Here is an 18,913-nt window from a genome sequence, read left to right on the forward strand (position 1 = left end):
GGAGGCCAGGGATTTGCGACGCCCAGCTTTTACGTCGCGCACCCTGTGCGCTTCCCCGGTGGCCCGTGAAGCTGCTGTCCGCCGCCTTCTCGGTCTTGAGCACCCGGCCGACCGGCCGAGTCCGCACCGAGATCGCCGCTGCAACCCGGGTACGGCACGGCGGCGCGGGCCCCTGCCTCACCTTCCAGGGCCATCCGGGTGAGAAGGGATGCGAGATCCGCTCCGGCGACCCTGTCGAGATCGTGCACCGGGCGGACGCGCTGCCGCGGCTGCCGGCGGCGGGTGCGGTGCTGCATCCGGACGGCCGCGAGGCGGCGCGTCTGCACCCGAGAAGCAACGGCTTCTGACGAGCCATCAGACATGGCCTCTTCCCGGAGGCTTCACCATCGTCGGGCCCTGTGCAGAGATCGGATTCCCCCAGTCCGGGTCACTACCCTTGGGCCATGACAACGGCTCTGATTACGGGATCGACCGCGGGCATCGGCGCCGCGTTCGCGCGGCGGCTGTCGGCCGACGGGCACAATCTGGTGCTCGTCGCCCGCGACACCAAGCGATTGCAGGAACAGGCGACCGAACTGCACGACCGGCACGGCATCGAGGCGGAGGTGCTCACCGCCGACCTCGCCACGGACGAGGGCATCGAGGCCGTGGCCGCGCGCCTGGCCGACCGCAAGAACCCCGTCGACCTGCTGATCAACAACGCCGGCTTCGGCAACAAGGGCCGCTTCCTCGACGTATCGATGGCCGACGAGCTGACGATGCTCAAGGTGCACTGCGAGGCGGTGCTGCGCCTGACGGCGGCGGCGACCGAGGCGATGCGCGAGCGCGGCCGCGGCGGAGTCGTCAACGTCGCGTCCGTGGCCGCTTTCGTGCCGCGCGGCACGTACGGCGCCTCCAAGGCGTGGGTCGTGCAGTTCACGCAGGGGGCGGCGAAGGACCTGGCGGGCAGCGGGGTGCGGTTGATGGCGCTGTGCCCCGGGTTCGTGCGGACCGAGTTCCATCAGCGGGCCGGGATGGGCACGGACAACATCCCCGGGTGGATGTGGCTCGATGCCGACAAGCTGGTGGCGGCGGCGCTTTCGGACCTGGCGCGGGGGAAGTCGCTGTCCGTTCCGGATGCCCGGTACAAGGCACTGATGGGGATCGTGAAGGTGACGCCCCGGGGCCTGCTGGGCGGGATCACCTCACGGACCGGCCGGAAGTACGGGCCGCAGTAGCCTCCCGGCGCTCGGGGGGCGCCGTGGAGCCCGGGTGGGGAGAATGGTGCTGTTCAACCGGACCCCGGGGACCGGAGGCACGATCATGACCTTCGTTCAGATCATCGACTGCAAGACCAGCCGGTTCGACGACATCAACCGGCTGATGGACACATGGGTCGAACAGACCAGGGGGAAGCGGACGGCGACGCACGCGGTGGTCGGCAAGGACCACTCCGACGCGTCCCACTTCATCGAGATCGTGGAGTTCCCGTCGTACGAGGAGGCGATGCGGAACTCCAACCTGCCCGAGACCGACAAGATCTTCCGCGAGATGGTGGCTCTCTGCGACGAGATGCCGACCTTCACCGACCTGGACGTCGTGCGCGACGAGCAGTTGTACGCGGCGAACGTGCGGCGGTTCTTCGAGACCATCGCCGTCAAGGGTGAGCTGCCGCCGCTCGACGACCTCATCGCCGAGAACTACCACGACCACGATCCCGCCAACGAGCAGGACACCATGGGCATGGACGCCATGCGGCGTGAGATCGGCATGTGGCGCAGCGGTTTCGACTTCACCTTCGACGTCGAGGACCAGATCTCCCAGGGTGACCGGGTGAGCACCCGGTGGACCTGGCGCGGTACCCAGACCGGTGAGTTCATGGGGCTCCCGTCCACCGGGAAGAACGTCGTCATGACCGGCACGACCCTCTTCCGGTGCAATGAAGAAGGGAAGATCGTCGAGGGCTGGTGGCAGTACGACCGGCTCGGGCTCATGGCGCAACTGGGCGCGCTGGAGGGGCTGGAGCAGTAGCAGGACGGCGAAAGGCCCGGCACCCCAGGGGTGCCGGGCCTTCGTAGCGACTACTGAGCGAGCTCAGTGGGCGTGGCCGTGGCCGTGGCCCGCGGCGGCCGGCTCTTCCTCTTCCTTCTTCTCGACGACCAGGGTCTCGGTCGTCAGCAGGAGGGAGGCGATGGAGGCCGCGTTCTCCAGGGCGGAGCGGGTGACCTTGACCGGGTCGATGACGCCGGCCTTGACCAGGTCGCCGTACTCGCCGGTGGCGGCGTTGAAGCCCTGGCCCTTGTCGAGCTCGGCGACCTTGGAGGTGATGACGTAGCCCTCCAGGCCCGCGTTCTCGGCGATCCAGCGCAGCGGCTCGACGACCGCGCGGCGGACGACGGCGACACCGGTGGCCTCGTCGCCGGTCTTGCCCAGGCCGCCCTCGAGCACCTTGGCGGCGTGCACCAGCGCGGAGCCACCACCGGAGACGATGCCCTCCTCGACCGCGGCGCGGGTCGCGGAGATGGCGTCCTCCAGACGGTGCTTCTTCTCCTTCAGCTCCACCTCGGTGGCGGCGCCGACCTTGATCACGCACACGCCGCCGGCCAGCTTCGCGAGGCGCTCCTGGAGCTTCTCGCGGTCCCAGTCGGAGTCCGTGTTCTCGATCTCGGCCTTGATCTGCGCGACGCGACCGACGACGTCCTCGGAGTTGCCGGCACCGTCGACGAGGGTGGTGTCGTCCTTGGTGACCGTGACGCGGCGGGCGGAGCCGAGCACGTCCAGGCCGACCTGGTCGAGCTTGAGGCCGACCTCCTCGGAGATGACGGTGGCGCCGGTGAGGATCGCCATGTCCTGCAGCATCGCCTTGCGGCGGTCGCCGAAGCCCGGGGCCTTCACCGCGACGGCGTTGAAGGTGCCGCGGATCTTGTTGACGACCAGGGTGGACAGGGCCTCGCCCTCGACGTCCTCGGCGATGATCAGCAGCGGCTTGGAGGAGTTGGTCTGGATGACCTTCTCCAGCAGCGGCAGCAGGTCGGCGATGGAGGAGATCTTGCCCTGGTTGATGAGGATGTAGGGGTCCTCCAGGACGGCCTCCATGCGCTCCTGGTCCGTCACGAAGTACGGCGACAGGTAGCCCTTGTCGAAGGCCATGCCCTCGGTGAAGTCGAGCTCCAGACCGAAGGTGTTGGACTCCTCGACGGTGATGACACCGTCCTTGCCGACCTTGTCCATCGCCTCGGCGATGAGCTCGCCGACCTGCTGGTCCTGCGCGGAGAGCGCGGCCACGGCGGCGATGTCGGACTTCTCGTCGATCGGGCGGGCGGTGGCGAGGAGGTCCTCGGAGACGGCCGCCACGGCCGCGTCGATGCCCTTCTTCAGCAGCGCCGGGGAGGCACCCGCGGCGACGTTCTTCAGGCCCTCGCGCACCAGCGCCTGGGCGAGCACGGTGGCGGTGGTGGTGCCGTCACCCGCGATGTCGTTGGTCTTGGTCGCCACCTCCTTCACCAGCTGCGCGCCGAGGTTCTCGTACGGGTCCTCGACCTCGACCTCACGGGCGATGGTGACGCCGTCGTTGGTGATGGTGGGCGCGCCGAACTTCTTGTCGATGACGACGTTGCGGCCCTTGGGGCCGATCGTCACCTTGACCGTGTCGGCCAGCTTGTTGACGCCGCGCTCGAGGGCGCGACGGGCGTCCTCGTCGAACTTCAGGATCTTCGCCATGGGAGCGGTTCAGCCCTCTCGGAAAACGTGGGTGAAACGAACTGCGCCCCGGACGCCCGGCTTCATAAGGTCGCGGGAACCCGGGGCGCAGCTCACAAGCAATGTGCTTCGGTAAGGAAGCGGGCGAATTACTTCTCGATGATCGCGAGCACGTCGCGAGCCGAGAGGACGAGGTACTCCTCGCCGTTGTACTTCACCTCGGTGCCGCCGTACTTGCTGTACAGCACGATGTCGCCGGTCTTGACGTCGAGCGGCAGGCGCTCGCCGTTCTCGAAGCGGCCCGGGCCCACGGCCAGGACGACGCCCTCCTGGGGCTTCTCCTTGGCGGTGTCCGGGATGACCAGGCCAGAGGCGGTGGTCTGCTCGGCGTCGAGCGGCTGGACCACGATGCGGTCCTCAAGCGGCTTGATGGCAACCTTGGAGCTGGTGGTCGTCACGATCCGACCTCCCCCTTCGGAGATCTCACGGGGTTAACTGTCTGAGGTGGCGACCAGGTGGATCCGTCGTCGCGGGTGCCGGACCTGCCCGTCGCGTGGTTGGCACTCTCCAGTGGGGAGTGCCAGAGCCGAGACTATGACCGCGATTAGCACTCGGTCAAGCGGAGTGCCAATGCCCGCGGCGCGTCGCCGGGGTTTCCGGTCGACCGGGGGCTCGGGGGACGTCCCGGGGCCGCCGCCCCCGGACCCCCGCTTCGGCCTGAACGGCCTCGCTGTCCGTGCTCACAGGTAGTCCTCCAGGCGGGCCACCGCGTAGCCCTCGGCCGTGACCCTGTTCAGGAAGCGGCGCATGTCGTCGACCATCGTGCCGTCCCACTCGTCACGGCCGCGGAAGTGGGTGAGGACGATGTCGCCGGGGTGCAGGTCCAGGTCGTCCTCGCGGTACTCCCAGTGGTCGACGAAGACCTCCTCGTCCCAGATGGGCGCGTACTTGATGCCGCAGGACTTCGCGGCCATCAGGGTGTCCTGGTTGTAGTTGCCGAAGGGCGGGCGGAAGACGGTCGGGGCCTTGCCGAACTGCCTCTTCATGATCTTCTGCATCCCGCAGATCTCGTGCTTCTGCTCCCGGTACGACAGGCCCGGGAGGTAGGGGTGGGTGAGCGTGTGGTTGTTGAGGGTCACCCCCTCGGACTGCATCCGGCGGAAGTAGGCGTAGTCGTCCTTCACCGCGAAGTCGCTGAGGAAGGCGGAGTAGGGGATCTTCAGGTCGCTCATCATCCGCAGGAACGCCGGGTCCTTCTCGGCGCCGTCGTCGATGGTCAGGAAGACGACCTTCTGCCTGGTCGGAATGGTCGTGAAGACGGGCGGGAGGTTCAGCTCCTCCTGGTCGTCCACCTCGAAGCCCTTGCGTGCCCTGATCTCCGGCTTCTTCGCGGGCGGCGGCGGAGCCGTCAGCGGGACCCTCTTCAGGCCCCAGTGGCGCGCCGCGGCGGCGCGGGCGAGGTACGCGGAGCGCAGCCTGGTGGCGTACGAGTCGAGGGCGCGGGCCGGGGGCGCGTGCAGCGGCGGCTCCTGTCCGGGGGCCGGGCGCACCGGCGGGCCGCCGAACTGGGCACAGCCCGAGGCGATGGCCGCGACGGCGAGCACGGCGATCCCACCGCGGAGCCATGTCACCCCATAGGCACGATTTTTATCGTTTTGTACTACTACTCGCATGGTGCCGGATCATCGCAGGCCACCGTCCGGATCCCGGCCCGCCACGCGGCCGGAGGCGCACCGTCCACCGACTGGCCCACAATGGGCCGGTGAACGACCTCGCCGACCTGCTCACCCCCGAAGGCCGCGCCCTCCTCGACGAGGTGCGCGGCACGGCCCCCGCCGACGAGCTCGCCGTCGCCACCCGGTTGCGCCGCGAACACCCCGCCGAGCTGGTGTCGGCGGCGCTCGGGCAGGCGCGGTTGCGGCAGCGGGCGGCGGCCAAGTTCGGCGCCGAGGACGCGGAGCGGATGTTCTTCACGCCGAACGGGGTGGAGCAGTCGACGCGGGCGAGTGTCGCCGCCTACCGGGCCGAGCGGCTGAAGGCGCTCGGGGTCACCTCGCTCGCCGACCTGTGCTGTGGGATCGGCGGCGATGCCGTCGCGCTGGCCCGGGCCGGGATCCGGGTGCTGGCCGTGGACCGGGATCCGGCGACGGCGGCCGTGGCGCGCGCGAACGCCGCCGCGCTCGGGCTGGCCGAGCTGATCGAGGTGCGGGAGGCGGACGTCACGGAGGTGGACACGGGCGGCTACGACGCCGTGTTCGTCGATCCGGCCCGGCGCGGCGGGCGCGGCCGCATCTTCGACCCGGAGGCCTACTCGCCGCCCCTGTCGTGGGCGGTCGAGGCCGCCCGCAAGGCGTCCCGCGCCGCCGCGCTGAAGGTCGCACCCGGCATTCCGCACGAGGCCGTGCCCGCCGACGCCGAGTCCGAGTGGATCTCGGACGGCGGGGATGTGAAAGAGGCCGTGCTGTGGTTCGGGACGGACCCCGGGGCGGTACGGGCGACACTGCTCCCGGGACCGCGCACGCTGCTCGGGAAGGGACTTCCGGACCCTCGAGTACGGCCCGTCGGGCGGTACTTGTACGAGCCCGACGGCGCCGTCATCCGGGCCCATCTGGTCGCCGAGGTGGCCGAGCAGCTGGACGGCGGGCTGGTCGACGCGACCATCGCGTACATCACCGCCGACGAGTTGCGGCCGACGCCGTATGCGAGCTCGTACGAGATCACCGATCAACTTCCGTTCAACGTCAAGAAGTTGAAGGCGCTGCTGCGGGAGCGCGGGGTCGGGACGCTGACCGTGAAGAAGCGGGGGTCGGCGGTGGAGCCGGAGGAGTTGCGGAAGAAGGTCAAGCCCCAGGGGCCGGGCTCGGCCACCGTGTTCCTGACCCGGGTGGCGGGGGCGCCGACCATGCTTGTCGGGCACCCCGCCTGATCAGGACGGATCGGCCGCACGGCGCAGCAGCAGCTCCCGCTCCCGTTCGTTGCGCGCCAGCCCGGCCGCCCGTACGAACTCCTCGCGCGCCTCGGCCGTACGCCCCAGCCGTGCCAGCAGGTCGCCGCGCACGCTGGGCAGCAGATGGTAGTCGCGCAGGGTGGGTTCGGCGGCCAGGGCGTCGACGATCGCCAGCCCCTGCGCCGGGCCCTCCGCCATGGAGACGGCGACCGCGCGGTTGAGTTCGACGACCGGGGACGGGGCGCGGGCGGCGAGCAGGCCGTACAGCGTCGCGATGCTCTTCCAGTCGGTCTCCTCGTAGGTGTACGCGTGCGCGTGGCAGGCGGCGATGGCGGCCTGCAGGGCGTACGGGCCGGGGGCGCCGGTGGCCGTGGCGTCGGCGCGGTGGAGCGCCGTGATGCCGCGGGCGATGAGCATGCGGTTCCAGCGGCGGCGGTTCTGGTCCTTGAGGAGGACGGGTTCGCCGTCCGGGCCGGTGCGGGCGGCCGCGCGGGACGCCTGGAACTCCAGGAGGGAGGTCAGCGCGTGCACCTCGGGCTCCTTGGGCATCAGCCCGGACAGCACGCGGGCCAGGCGCAGCGCGTCCTCGCAGAGCGCTGGGCGCAGCCAGTCGTCGCCGGCCGTGGCTGCGTAACCCTCGTTGAAGATCAGGTAGATGACGTCCAGGACGGAGCCCAGCCGGGCCTCGCGTTCGGGGCCGTAGGGCACCTCGAAGGCGATGTTCCTGGTGGCGAGGGTCTTCTTGGCGCGGACGATGCGCTGGGCGACCGTGGGCTCCGGGGTGAGGAACGCGCGGGCGATCTCGGCCGTCGTCAGACCGCCGAGGAGGCGCAGGGTGAGGGCGATGCGGGCCTCGGCGGACAGGACCGGGTGGCAGGCGGTGAAGACCAGGCGGAGCAGGTCGTCGTCGATGTCGTCGGGGTCGGCGGGCTCCTCGGGCGGGGCGGTGGTGTCGAGGGAGCGGCCGATCTCCTGCAGCTTGCGGGCGTAGTTCTCGCGGCGCCGGATCAGGTCCACGGCGCGGTGGCGGGCGGTGGCCATGAGCCAGGCGCCCGGGTTGTCGGGCACGCCGTCGCGCGGCCACTGCTCCAGGGCGGCGACCAGGGCGTCCTGCGCGAGCTCCTCGGCGATGCCGACGTCGCGGACGAGACGGGCGACGGCGGCGATGACGCGCGGGGACTCGAGACGGAAGACGGTCTCGATGGCGTGGCGGGGGTCGCCGGGGGGCTGTGGTCTCACAGCCCCCCATTCGACACCCGCCCCGGCACAAGGCCAAGGAAGGGCGCTCAGCCCTCCGCGATCTCCCGGACCTCGCAGGTCACCGTCCAGTACTCCTCGTGGACCTTCACGAACCGCTTGGTCCACTCCAGGGCCTCGTCCATGTCCTTGCACTGCATGATGGCGTAACCGCCGATGACCTCCTTGGACTCCGTGAACGGCCCGTCCGTGACGGTGAGGTCCCCGCCCTCCCAGTGCACCCGCTTGCCCTGGGTGTGCGGGGTCAGCCCGGCCGTGTCGAGCATGACCCCGGCCTTGGTGATCTCCTCGATCAGCTCGCCCATGCGCTCCATCAGCTCGGCGCTGGGGCCCTCCGCGGGCACGGTCTTCTCGTCGAGCTTCACGATCGACAGGTAACGCGGCATGGTGACTCCTCGGACCTACGGGGCCGGTCCTTCCCGGCCTCTCACCAGTGCGTCGATCGGGAGAGGCCGGGATCGACAGACCCCGCGGAATTCTTCGGAGTTTTTTTCCGGAGCCCTGGCCTGCCGGAACCGGCTAGGACAGCTCCCGGCCGAACGCCGCCTTCGCGTTCGGCGCCCCGACCGTCCGCCCGCCGAAGGTGAACGCCGCGTCCGTCACGATGCCCGTGGGACGCCCCCGCAGGGACCAGACCGCGCCGTCGCCGGCGTTCTCGTGGGGCGCCGCCGCCGCGAGGTCCGCGTAGCCGTTGCCGTTGATGTCGAGGAGGCTGACCGCGCCGCCGAAGCCGTCACTCGTCTCGACGGCTCCGGGGACGCCCTCGGTGTTCTGGGTGAAGCCCTGGGCGCCCTTGCCGGTCAGACCGCTCCGGGTGCCGTACAGGACGTCGACCATGCCGGCTCCGTCGTCGTAGCCGAGTTCCTCGCCGGGCGCGCCCACGGCCACGTCGTCGTAGCCGTCGCCGTTGATGTCACCGACCGCCACCGCGGCGCCGAACTCGTCCACGCTCTCCTTGCCGCCGGGGACGCCGTCGGTGTTCTGGCTGTACGTCTTCCAGGTGGACTGCGGCTTCAGACCGGAGGCCGAGCCGAGGGCCACGGTGACCGTGTTGTGGTTCTCGGCGCCGCGGACGACGTCGGCGTAGCCGTCGTGGTTGATGTCGCCGAAGGCCACCCCGCCGTCGCCCTCGGGGGCCTTGGCGGGGGTGAAGGCGTCTCCGGAGGCGTTGGCCAGGTAGAACCGGGACGTGGAGGCGCCCTCGCCGATGTAGTCGGTCAGCGCGAGGTCGTCGCGTCCGTCGCCGTTGACGTCGCCGGCGGCGGTGTCCAGGACGTCGTCGTACTGGAGGTCGGTTGCACCGAAGGCCCTGGTGACGGCCGGCTTGCCGGTGGGGGAGATCGGGCCGGTCCAGACGGTGGCCGTGGTGCCCTCGGGGTCGTCGTGTCCGGAGCGGCCCCCGCGGAACAGGACGAGGTCCTGCTTGCCGTCACCGTCGAAGTCGCCGGCCTGGGTGACCGCGGCGGGCACGGACACCCCGCCGGACAGGCCGCTCCGACTGCCCCAGACGACGACCGCGTCGCGTACCGAGGAGGCCTCCCCGACGATCAGGTCGGTGCGCCCGTCGCCGTCCAGGTCGCCCTTGGACAGCTGGATGCCGAAGTTGTCGCCCGCCTGGGGGCTGCCCGGAATGCCGCTGGTGGCACGGCTGATGACCGTGCGCCGGTCCCTGCTCAGGCCGTGCGGCCCGCCGTACATGACGACGACTTCGCCCGCCCCCTGCCGGCCGCCGACGGTGGCGTTCGGGGCGCCGATGGCGAGGTCCTTGTAGCCGTCGCCGTTGAAGTCGTCCCGGACGGTCTTCGGGGCGGCGGCCGCGGCGCTGCCCGCCAGCGCCGGAATACCGCCGAGCGCCAGCACACCGGCGATCACCGGCACGGACCAAGTTGCTTTGTACGAACGTGAGATGGACATCTGAAATCCCCCTGGTTACGGCAATGCGGTCACCGCAGGAGACCCCCGGTATCACCCGATGGTTGTAGTCCGGCGGCTCACTTTCAGCGCAGGGATTCCCACAGCCTGCTCGCCGCCGGTTCCTTCGCCACCACCCGGTTGGGGTCCGAGGGCGCGGTGACCACCGGCATCATCACCGTCTTCACCCGGTCCGCGGACAGACCCTTCAGGCTCTCGCCGAGGCTCACCAGTTCGCTCAGCGAGTCCAGGCCGGTGTCGGTGGTCAGGCTGCTGGTCACGGCCTCGGCCACCGTGTACAGCTTGGCGGGATCGGTGAACAGGTTCGTCGAGGAGATCTGCTCCAGCAGCGCCTTCACCAGCTTCTGCTGCAGGCCTATGCGGCCGAGGTCGCTGCCGTCGCCTATGCCGTGGCGGGTGCGGGCGAGGGCGAGTGCCTGCTTGCCGTTCAGGGTGTGGGTGCCGGCCTTCAGGTGAAGGTGGCTGTCGTCGTCGTCGATGTCCTGGTCGGTGGTCACGGTGACGCCGCCGAGCGCGTTCACCAGCCTCGCGAAGCCCGAGAAGTCGATCTCGACGTAGTGGTCCATGCGGACGTTCGTGATCGACTCGACCGTCTTCACGGCGCACACCGCGCCGCCCACCGAATAGGCGCTGTTGAACATCGAGTTGTACGCCACCGCCGTCGACCCGCCGGACCTCAGCGGGCACGACGGACGCGTGACGAGCGTGTCGCGCGGGATGCTGGCGACGGTGGCCTTCTTCCGGCCCGCGTCGATGTGCACGACCATCGCCGTGTCGGAGCGGGCCCCGGAGCTGTCGCCCCCGCCGAGCGCCTTGTTCTCCTTGCCGCTGCGCGAGTCCGAGCCCAGCACCAGGATGTTCAGGGAGCCGGTCGGGAGGGGGGACGCGGACGGCGAGGGTGTGATCACCGCCTTCGCCGGGCGGTCGTCGCCGAGCGCCTGGTTGATGTCGACGCTCTTGATGTTGTGGTCCAGGTGCCAGTACGCCCAGCCCGCCGCACCCGCGCCCAGCACCAGCAGGCCCGCCATGGTGAGGCCGGCGATCTTCAGTGCCTTCGACCGCCGGCCCCTGGGTCTGCCCGCGTCCGCGCTGTCATCGAGTCCCGTCACGGACAGGAACGTAAGTCCGAATTATTAGGGGATTGTTAGTGACGACGGCGTGAAGCGGTTTTCTTCGGAAATTCTCACGCTCGGCCCAACGTCACCGTCGGCACCGGATTGCTGCCGCTCCAGGACCCGTTGAACCCGAAGCTCACCGAACCGCCGTCCGGCACCGAGCCGTTGTAGGAGGCGTTCGTGCAGGTGACCGCCGTGCCCGACTGACTGCAGGTGGCGTTCCAGGCCTGGGTGATCTGCTGGCCCGCGCCGAACGTCCAGTTCGCCTTCCAGGAGGACAGCGAGGCGCCCGAGCAGGCGATCGTCACCTGGCCGGTGAACCCGGTGTTCCACTGGCTGCTCACGCTGTACGTCGCCGTGCAGGCACCGGTGGGCGGCGGGGTCGTCGTACCGCCGAGGGCCTCCGCGATCGCGTGGTAGGCCGGTTTCGGCACGTAGTTCTCGTCGTACGGCGTCGCCGCCCCGTAGCCCGGGAACGTGCTCGGCACCCAGGAGTCGGAGTCGGTGAAGCCCCAGACGGTGACGCCCGCGCACCGGGTGACCGCCACACAGGCGTTCAGCACCGACTTGTAGTCGGCGGCCTGCTGCGCCAGCTTCGTGCTGTCCGCCGGAAGCGCCATGCGCACGTCCAGCTCGGTGATCGACACGTCGACGCCGAGGTCGGCGAAGCGCTGGATGTTCTGCTGCAGGGACGAGGGCACCTGACCGAGGATCAGATGCGCCTGCAGGCCCACGCCGTCGATCGGGACGCCGCGGCCCTTGAGGTCCTTCACCAGGTTGTACAGGGCGGTCGACTTCGCGTCGACGCCCTCGACGTTGTAGTCGTTGATGTACAGCTTGGCGGCCGGGTCGGCGGCATGTGCCCAGGTCAGGGCGTTGGCGATGTAGTCGGCGCCAAGAGTGTCGTACCAGAGGTCCGAGCGATAGGTGCCGTCCTCGTTGAAGGGTTCGTTCACCACGTCCCAGGCGGTGATCTTTCCCTTGTAGCGGCCGACCTCGGTGGCGATGTGGTTCTGGAGGAGGCTGCCGAGCTGGGCCGCCGTCCAGGTGCCGTTGGTCAGCCAGCCGGGGTTCTGGTTGTGCCAGACCAGGGTGTGGCCGCGCACCTGCTGGTTGTGGGCCTGTGCGAAGGCGACGATCTGGTCGGCCTCCGTCCAGTTGAAGCTGCCCTGGGTGGGCTCGACCGAGCCCCACTTCATGGCGTTTCCGGGGGTCAGCGAGTTGAACTGCGCCCCGGCGAGGTCGCCGTACGTCCCGGTGAGCTTGGATCCGGTCACCGCCGTGCCGATGACCTTGCCCTTGGCGGCGGCGAGGTCGCGCAGCGGGGTGTCGGCGGCGTGCGCCGCGGGCGCCGTGAACAGCAGCGCGGCGCCGGTGGCGAGAGCCGCCAGGAACGAGCCTGTTCTCAGAGAAGTGCGCAGAGATGTTCTCAGAGATCTCATCGCGGAGTGCCTCCGAAAGTTTCGGTCGTCCAACCGATTGGCTTCGGAGGAGTGTGGAGGCGGCCGTACCACCCGTCAATACGTCAACTTCCGGCCACCCCGGGCCCGTGCGTCACGCCGGTGGCGGCGCCGTGCTGCTGCGCACCACCAGGCTGGTCGCCAGTTCCACCCGGGTCGCCGCGGGCGCCTGGTCCTCCCGCCCCAGGTCGAGGACGAGCCTGGCCGCCGCCTCCGCCATCTCCGTCAGCGGCTGCCGTACGGAGGTCAGCGGCGGCCCCACCCAGCGCGCGACGGGCAGATCGTCGAAGCCGACCACGCTCAGGTCCTCGGGGATGCGCAGGCCCAGTTCGCGCGCGGCCTCGTACAGGCCGAGCGCCTGGAGGTCGTTGAGCGCGAACACGGCGGTGGGCCGGTCCGGGCGGCGCAGCAGCTCCAGGCCCTGCCGGTAGCCGGCCTCGTGGTGGAAGTCGCCGGTCGCGATCAGCGCCGGGTCGACCGGCAGCCCCGCGGTCTCCAGCGCGGCCCGGTAGCCGTCGACGCGGGCACGGCTGCACATCATGCGGGACGGTCCCGTTATGGCCCCGATGCGGGTGTGGCCGAGTTCGATCAGGTGCCGGGTGGCGGCCAGACCGCCCTGCCAGTTGGTCGCGCCGATCGAGGGGACGTCGACGCCGGGGTCGCCGGCCGGGTCCATCACCACGAACGGGATGGAGCGGCTGGTCAGCAGCGCCCGCTGGGACTCGTCGAGCCCGGACAGCACCAGGACCACCCCGTGCGGGCGGCGGGCGGCGACCTGGTCCGCCCAGGTCCGCCCGGGCGTCAGCCGCCCGGCGCTCTCGCTCAGCACCACGCTGAGGCCCGCGTCCCGGGCCACGTTCTCCACGCCCCGGATGACCTCCATCGCCCACGCGCTCTCCAGCTCGTGGAAGACCAGGTCGATCAGGGGCGAGCGGCTCGCCTCGGCTCGTCGGCGCCGGTAGCCGTGGGCGCGCAGCAGTTCCTCGACGCGGTTGCGGGTGGCCGGGGCCACGTCCGCGCGGCCGTTGAGGACCTTCGAAACAGTCGGCGCGGACACGCCGGCCTCGCGGGCGATCTCGGCGAGCGTCGCGGTCTGTGCCGACCGGCCCGCCGTCGGGGTTGTCGTCCGCGTTTCAACGGGCTCCGGGGGTGTCATGGCGGCGATCGTATCCCTGCACGACCTCTTGACGAAGCCTTCGGACCGGCCTAGGTTCCCGGAACATTCGATATACATAGCGAAACATTCGTCGCCAGAGTTTGCCAGCGTTCGTGAGAGGGCCCCACCCACTCGACCAGAGCAGGAGTTTCATGACCACCGCCCCCTGGCGTGACCCCGCCCTGCCCGCCGCCGTCCGCGTCGACGACCTCCTCTCCCGGATGACCCTCGAGGAGAAGACCGCCCAGCTGTACGGCGTGTGGGTGGGCGCCGCCACGGACGGCGACGGAGTCGCCCCCCTGCAGAGCGAGATGACCGCCGACTACGACTGGGACGAGCTGATCACCCATGGCCTGGGCCAGCTCACCCGCTCCTACGGCACCGCCCCCGTGGACCCGGCGCTGGGCGCGCAGGCACTGGCCCGCGCCCAGCGCCGTATCGCCGAGGCGGGCCGGTTCGGGATCCCGGCCGTGGCGCACGAGGAGTGTCTGGCCGGGTTCACGGCCTGGGGCGCCACCGCCTATCCCGTCCCGCTGGCCTGGGGCGCGAGCTTCGATCCGCCGCTGGTCGAGGAGATGGCCCGCGCCATCGGCGGCGACCTGCGCACGGCCGGCGTGCACCAGGGCCTCGCCCCGGTCCTGGACGTCGTACGGGACCCGCGCTGGGGCCGGGTCGAGGAGACGATCGGCGAGGACCCGTACCTGGTGGGCACGGTCGGGGCGGCCTATGTGCGCGGCCTGGAGTCGGCCGGGATCGTCGCCACGCTGAAGCACTTCGCCGGGTACGCGTCCTCGGCGGGCGCCCGCAATCTCGCACCCGTGCGGGCCGGCATCCGCGAGTTCGCGGACGTGACGCTGCCGCCGTTCGAGCTGGCGCTGCGCGAGGGCGGCGCCCGCTCGGTCATGGCGGCGTACACCGACACGGACGGCATCCCGGCCTCCGCGGACCCGTCCCTGCTGACGGAACTCCTGCGCGAGGACTGGGGATTCACCGGCACGGTGGTCGCGGACTACTTCGGCATCGGCTTCCTGGAGACCCTGCACCGGGTGGCGGGCTCCCCCGCCGAGGCGGCGCACGCGGCGCTGGCGGCCGGCATCGACGTGGAGCTGCCGACGCTCAAGTGCTACGGAAAGCCCCTGCTGGAGGCGGTACGGGCGGGCGCGGTACCGGAGTCGCTGGTGGACCGCGCGGCCCGCCGGGTGCTGCTCCAGAAGTGCGAGCTGGGCCTCCTGGACGAGGACTGGGACCCCGAGCCCGCCGCCGTGATCGACCTGGACTCGGCGGCGAACCGGGCCCTGGCCCGCCGTCTCGCCGAGGAGTCGGTGGTGCTCCTGGACAACCCCGACGGGGTCCTTCCCCTCCCTCCGGACACCCGTGTCGCGGTGGTCGGGCCGCGCGCGGCCGATGCGCTGGCGATGCTCGGCTGCTACTCCTTCCCGTCCCACGTCCTGGCCCACCACCCCGACGTTCCCATGGGCGTGGAGATCCCGACCGTCCTTCAGGCACTGCGGGCCGAACTCCCGGACGCCAAGGTGACGTTCGCTCAGGGCTGCGACACCTCGGACCCGGACCTGTCGGGGATCGAGGAGGCTGTGGCGCGGACCGCCGAGGCGGACGTGTGCGTGGCGGTCCTCGGCGACCGGGCGGGCCTGTTCGGTCGGGGCACCTCGGGCGAGGGCTGCGATGTGACGGACCTCCGGCTCCCGGGCGTGCAGGGCGACTTGCTGGACGCGCTGGTCGCCACCGGGGTGCCCGTGGTCCTCGTGCTGCTCACCGGCCGCCCGTACGCCCTGGGCCGCTGGCACGGCCGGCTGGCCGCGGTGGTGCAGGCGTTCTTCCCCGGGGAGGAGGGCGGCCCGGCGGTGGCGGGAGTGCTGTCGGGCCGCGTGAACCCCTCGGGCCGCCTCCCGGTGAGCGTCCCGCGGCTCCCCGGAGGCCAGCCGTGGACGTACCTCCAGCCCCCGCTGGGCCTCGCGGGCGAGGTCAGCAACCTCGACCCGACCCCGCTGTACCCCTTCGGCCACGGCCGCTCGTACACGACGTTCGCCTGGGAGTCCGAGTCCGCCGGGGCGGAGATCGGCACGGACGGCTCGTACGACGTGACGGTCACCGTCCGCAACACGGGCGAGCGCGCGGGCGCGGAGGTCGTGCAGCTGTACCTGCACGACCCGGTGGCCTCGGTGACCCGCCCGGACGTACGCCTCATCGGCTACCGGCGGCTGGAGCTGGACCCGGGAGGGGCGGCCAGGGTCGTCTTCCGCTTCCATGCCGACCTGTCGGCCTTCACGGACCGCTCGGGGGCGAGGGTGGTCGAACCGGGCGCGCTGGAACTACGGTTGGGGGCATCGAGCGCGGAGGTGCGGCACACGGCACGGCTCCGGCTCGCTGGACCCGTGAGGGTGCTGGGGACCGATCGGCGCTTGCTGTGCGAGACGGAGGTGTCGGCGGCGGACTGACCCCCGGGCCTCGGACACGAGGGACCGATGATCCGCGGCACGGGACAGAGCCCGCCGGTGCGCAGCGGAGCCCTCGACATGCTGGTGAGCTTCGCGCCCGGCTTCCTCGTGCTGTCCACGCTGCTGCGGGCGTCCCGACCGAGCGAAGCGAGAGGGGGGTCCCCCGAACGAAGTCCGGGGGACGGTCGGGCGGATACGGGAGTTCGAGGCCGCGGCACTTCTGCCGGACTCCGAGGAGGTCCGGCACCGCACCGCCTTCGCCCCCCGCCTGCTCGGCCCGGGCAAGGCGGTGGCGGGCGCCGGCTGGGTCAGTCCGACCCCAGCGACTCGAACCGCCACCGGTGCACCGCCCGCATGACCAGCTCGCCGTCCGGCTCGGGCAGTTCGGGCAGCTCCGCGTCGGGGGAGGCGTCCCACCAGGTGATGACGAGGACGCGGTCCTGCGAGGCCCGGAAGGTCTCCCGGCGCGCCGGTCGCACCGGGAGCTCCTGCGCCCGCGCCCAGGCGAGCAGCTCCTCGCCCCGGCCCTCGGCCGCCCGTGCCTCCCACATCAACGCGACCGTCATGAGTACAGGTTCTCCTTGCTGACCTCGTGGACGTGATCGTGGTCGTGCGCGGGCCCGGGCACATGCGCCTCGGTCACCGGCAGCGAGGAGTCCGCGGACAGGTCCCAGTTCGACGCCGCCCGGTTGCGGGCCACCAGTTCGGCGCCGAGCGCGGCCACCATCGCCCCGTTGTCGGTGCACAACTTCGGCCGCGGCACGCGCAGTTGGATGCCGGCCGCCTCGCACCGCTCCTGCGCCAGTGCGCGCAGCCGGGAGTTGGCGGCCACACCGCCGCCGATCATCAGATGCCCGACGCCCTCGTCCTTGCAGGCCCGTACGGCCTTGCGGGTCAGCACGTCGACGACCGCCTCCTGGAAGGAGGCCGCCACGTCCCGCACCGGCACCTCCTCCCCCGCCGCCCGCTTGGCCTCGATCCAGCGGGCCACGGCCGTCTTCAGCCCGGAGAAGGAGAAGTCGTACGCGGGGTCGCGCGGACCGGTCAGCCCGCGCGGGAACGCGATCGCCGAGGGGTCGCCCTCGCGTGCGTAGCGGTCGATGACCGGGCCGCCGGGGAAGCCGAGGTTCAGCACCCGGGCGATCTTGTCGAAGGCCTCGCCGGCCGCGTCGTCGATGGTCGCGCCCAGGGGACGTACGTCCGAGGTGATGTCCGTCGACAGCAGCAGCGAGCTGTGCCCGCCGGACACCAGCAGCGCCATCGTCGGCTCGGGCAGTGCACCGTGCTCCAGCTGGTCCACGCAGATGTGGGAGGCGAGGTGGTTCACGCCGTAGAGCGGCTTGCCCAGCGCGTACGCATACGCCTTCGCCGCCGACACACCGACCAGCAGGGCACCGGCCAGGCCGGGACCGGCGGTGACCGCGATGCCGTCCAGGTCCCTCGCGCTCACCCCCGCCTCCTTCAGCGCGCGGTCGATGGTCGGCACCATCGCCTCCAGGTGCGCCCGGGAGGCGACCTCGGGGACGACGCCGCCGAAGCGGGCGTGCTCGTCGACGCTGGAGGCGACGGCGTCGGCCAGCAGGGTGGTGCCCCGGACGATGCCGACGCCGGTCTCGTCGCAGGAGGTCTCGATTCCCAGGACCAGGGGTTCGTCAGCCATGGATCTCGGTTTCTCGTTCGGAAGTCGGTCCCGCGGCGGGGCCGCTGTCGGATTGCGTGGTCAGCCGCATCACCAGGGCGTCCACATTGCCGGGCTGGTAGTAGCCGCGCCTGAAGCCGATGGCCTCGAAGCCGAAGCGCTCGTAGAGCTTCTGGGCGCGGATGTTGTCGATGCGGCACTCCAGCATCACTTCGGCGCACTCGAAGGCGGTGGCGGCCCGCAGCAGCTCGGCGAGGAGCCGTCCGCCGAGCCCGGTGCCCCACTGCTCGCGGGTGACGGCGATGGTCTGGATGTCGGCAAGGTCTCCAGAGGCGGCGAGGCCCGCGTACCCCACCACCCGCCCCTCGCTGTCCTCGGCGACGACATAGCGGCGGGTCGCCTCGGGGCCGCGGGCGTGGGCGAGTTCCGACCAGAACATGCCGCGGGACCAGGCGTCCTCGGGGAAGAGGTCCTTCTCCAGTTCGAGCACGCGGTCGATGTCCCACCAGCGCATCTCGCGCAGTCGAGAGGTCACGGGTTCGGTCACTTGGGGGTGACCACCTTGTAGTTCTTGGGGACCTGGGCGTCCGGGCGGCGCAGGTACAGCGGCCGGGCCGCGGGCAGTTCCTCGCCCTTGGCCAGCCGCTCGGCGGCCAGCCGTGCGAGCGCGGCGGCCGACACGTGCTCCGGCTCGTGCACGTTCGGGAAGGTGTCCGGGTACAGCAGCGCGCCCGCGCCGACGGCGGGCAGCCCCGCCACCCGGTCGGCGATGTCGGCGGGCCGGTCGACGGCGGGGTCGGTGAGCCGGGTCCGGGAGTCGGCGTAGCGCGCCCAGTAGACCTCCTTGCGCCGGGCGTCGGTCGCCACGACGAAGGGGCCCTTGTCGATGTCGGCCGCGTACGCCAGACCGTCGAGCGTGCACACGCCGTGCACGGGGACACCGAGCGCGAGCCCGAAGGTGTCCGCGGTCATCAGGCCGACGCGCAGCCCGGTGTAGGGGCCGGGCCCGATGCCGACGACGATGCCGGTGACGGCGTCGAGCCCGAGCCCGGCCTCGGCGAGCACCCGGTCGACGGCCGGCAGCAGCAGCTCACCGTGCCGGCGGGCGTCCACCTGGCTCGAGGAGGCGATGACGTCCGTGCCGTCGTGCAGGGCGACGGTCACGGCTGGGGTTGCGGTATCCAGAGCGAGCAAGAGCACGCAAACAGCCTACGGCTCCCGGGGCCCGTGTCGGACGCCCCGTCGTCGCCCGGAGGGGCGGGCCCCGCGGTGC

At 71.3% G+C, this 18,913-nt stretch carries 18 protein-coding genes; 5 read left to right on the forward strand and 13 right to left on the reverse strand.

What is annotated here, in order from left to right; genetic code table 11:
- The first annotated feature begins 65 nt into the window (after positions 1 to 65).
- The 3 genes from ABD355_RS33320 to ABD355_RS33330 all read left to right on the forward strand — a co-directional run bounded on the left by ABD355_RS33320 (position 66) and on the right by ABD355_RS33330 (position 2,010).
- Entirely contained in the window at positions 66 to 347 is a 282-nt protein-coding gene (locus ABD355_RS33320) for a hypothetical protein (protein ID WP_344404624.1), read from the forward strand.
- A gap of 96 nt (positions 348 to 443) precedes the next feature.
- Entirely contained in the window at positions 444 to 1,217 is a 774-nt protein-coding gene (locus ABD355_RS33325; RefSeq protein WP_344404625.1) for an SDR family NAD(P)-dependent oxidoreductase, read from the forward strand.
- A gap of 85 nt (positions 1,218 to 1,302) precedes the next feature.
- Positions 1,303 to 2,010: an ester cyclase gene (locus tag ABD355_RS33330; RefSeq protein WP_344404627.1), complete on the forward strand. Its 708-nt coding sequence runs from the start codon at positions 1,303 to 1,305 to the stop codon at positions 2,008 to 2,010.
- 63 nt (positions 2,011 to 2,073) lie between these two features.
- Here the strand turns inward: ABD355_RS33330 and groL are convergent, their stop codons facing one another.
- The 3 genes from groL to ABD355_RS33345 all read right to left on the reverse strand — a co-directional run bounded on the left by groL (position 2,074) and on the right by ABD355_RS33345 (position 5,351).
- Positions 2,074 to 3,699 carry a chaperonin GroEL gene (gene groL, locus ABD355_RS33335; protein ID WP_344404628.1) on the reverse strand — a complete coding sequence of 542 codons (1,626 nt, stop codon included), beginning with the start codon at positions 3,697 to 3,699 and terminating at the stop codon, positions 2,074 to 2,076.
- A 128-nt stretch (positions 3,700 to 3,827) separates the two neighbouring features.
- On the reverse strand, positions 3,828 to 4,136 hold the full coding sequence (gene groES / locus ABD355_RS33340) for a co-chaperone GroES (protein WP_003998759.1): 309 nt from the start codon (positions 4,134 to 4,136) through the stop codon (positions 3,828 to 3,830).
- Positions 4,137 to 4,418: 282 nt separating this feature from the next.
- A complete protein-coding gene (locus tag ABD355_RS33345) occupies positions 4,419 to 5,351 on the reverse strand; it encodes a polysaccharide deacetylase family protein (RefSeq protein WP_344404629.1) in 933 nt (310 codons plus the stop codon).
- A gap of 89 nt (positions 5,352 to 5,440) precedes the next feature.
- Here ABD355_RS33345 and ABD355_RS33350 point away from each other — a divergent pair, with 89 nt between their 5' ends.
- Positions 5,441 to 6,604: a class I SAM-dependent methyltransferase gene (locus tag ABD355_RS33350; protein WP_344404630.1), complete on the forward strand. Its 1,164-nt coding sequence runs from the start codon at positions 5,441 to 5,443 to the stop codon at positions 6,602 to 6,604.
- On the opposite strand, the gene ABD355_RS33355 is transcribed toward ABD355_RS33350, so the two are convergent.
- From ABD355_RS33355 to ABD355_RS33380, 6 genes are all read right to left on the reverse strand, one after another.
- Positions 6,605 to 7,864: an RNA polymerase sigma factor gene (locus ABD355_RS33355; protein WP_344404631.1), complete on the reverse strand. Its 1,260-nt coding sequence runs from the start codon at positions 7,862 to 7,864 to the stop codon at positions 6,605 to 6,607.
- Between the two features lie 47 nt (positions 7,865 to 7,911).
- The gene (locus ABD355_RS33360; protein WP_344404632.1) at positions 7,912 to 8,268 is read right to left on the reverse strand and encodes a YciI family protein; all 357 of its coding nucleotides are present in this window, start codon (positions 8,266 to 8,268) and stop codon (positions 7,912 to 7,914) included.
- A gap of 133 nt (positions 8,269 to 8,401) precedes the next feature.
- Positions 8,402 to 9,796 carry an FG-GAP-like repeat-containing protein gene (locus tag ABD355_RS33365; RefSeq protein ID WP_344404633.1) on the reverse strand — a complete coding sequence of 465 codons (1,395 nt, stop codon included), beginning with the start codon at positions 9,794 to 9,796 and terminating at the stop codon, positions 8,402 to 8,404.
- A gap of 83 nt (positions 9,797 to 9,879) precedes the next feature.
- Positions 9,880 to 10,842, reverse strand: a complete 963-nt coding sequence (locus ABD355_RS33370) for an LCP family protein (protein ID WP_344404708.1) — start codon at positions 10,840 to 10,842, stop codon at positions 9,880 to 9,882.
- A 155-nt stretch (positions 10,843 to 10,997) separates the two neighbouring features.
- Complete coding sequence (locus tag ABD355_RS33375) at positions 10,998 to 12,371, reverse strand: glycoside hydrolase family 10 protein (protein ID WP_344404634.1); 1,374 nt, start codon at positions 12,369 to 12,371, stop codon at positions 10,998 to 11,000.
- Positions 12,372 to 12,483: 112 nt separating this feature from the next.
- Complete coding sequence (locus ABD355_RS33380) at positions 12,484 to 13,545, reverse strand: LacI family DNA-binding transcriptional regulator (RefSeq protein ID WP_344404635.1); 1,062 nt, start codon at positions 13,543 to 13,545, stop codon at positions 12,484 to 12,486.
- A gap of 152 nt (positions 13,546 to 13,697) precedes the next feature.
- Here ABD355_RS33380 and ABD355_RS33385 point away from each other — a divergent pair, with 152 nt between their 5' ends.
- Entirely contained in the window at positions 13,698 to 16,001 is a 2,304-nt protein-coding gene (locus ABD355_RS33385; RefSeq protein ID WP_344404636.1) for a beta-xylosidase/alpha-l-arabinosidase, read from the forward strand.
- A 308-nt stretch (positions 16,002 to 16,309) separates the two neighbouring features.
- Here the strand turns inward: ABD355_RS33385 and ABD355_RS33390 are convergent, their stop codons facing one another.
- From ABD355_RS33390 to tsaB, 4 genes are read right to left on the reverse strand one after another with little or no spacing between them, the layout of a single operon-like run.
- A complete protein-coding gene (locus tag ABD355_RS33390; RefSeq protein ID WP_344404638.1) occupies positions 16,310 to 16,567 on the reverse strand; it encodes a hypothetical protein in 258 nt (85 codons plus the stop codon).
- On the reverse strand, positions 16,564 to 17,661 hold the full coding sequence (tsaD, locus tag ABD355_RS33395; protein WP_344404639.1) for a tRNA (adenosine(37)-N6)-threonylcarbamoyltransferase complex transferase subunit TsaD: 1,098 nt from the start codon (positions 17,659 to 17,661) through the stop codon (positions 16,564 to 16,566). Before tsaD ends, ABD355_RS33390 begins: the two co-directional genes overlap by 4 nt.
- Positions 17,654 to 18,187 (reverse strand): ribosomal protein S18-alanine N-acetyltransferase, encoded by a 534-nt coding sequence (rimI, locus tag ABD355_RS33400; protein ID WP_344404640.1) that lies wholly within the window; start codon positions 18,185 to 18,187, stop codon positions 17,654 to 17,656. The genes tsaD and rimI overlap by 8 nt, the downstream gene beginning before the upstream one ends.
- Positions 18,184 to 18,840 (reverse strand): tRNA (adenosine(37)-N6)-threonylcarbamoyltransferase complex dimerization subunit type 1 TsaB, encoded by a 657-nt coding sequence (gene tsaB / locus ABD355_RS33405; RefSeq protein ID WP_344404641.1) that lies wholly within the window; start codon positions 18,838 to 18,840, stop codon positions 18,184 to 18,186. The genes rimI and tsaB overlap by 4 nt, the downstream gene beginning before the upstream one ends.
- Positions 18,841 to 18,913 lie beyond the last annotated feature (73 nt).

It is taken from the genome of Streptomyces longisporus, from assembly GCF_039532765.1.
Classification (GTDB): Bacteria; Actinomycetota; Actinomycetes; order Streptomycetales; family Streptomycetaceae; genus Streptomyces; species Streptomyces longisporus.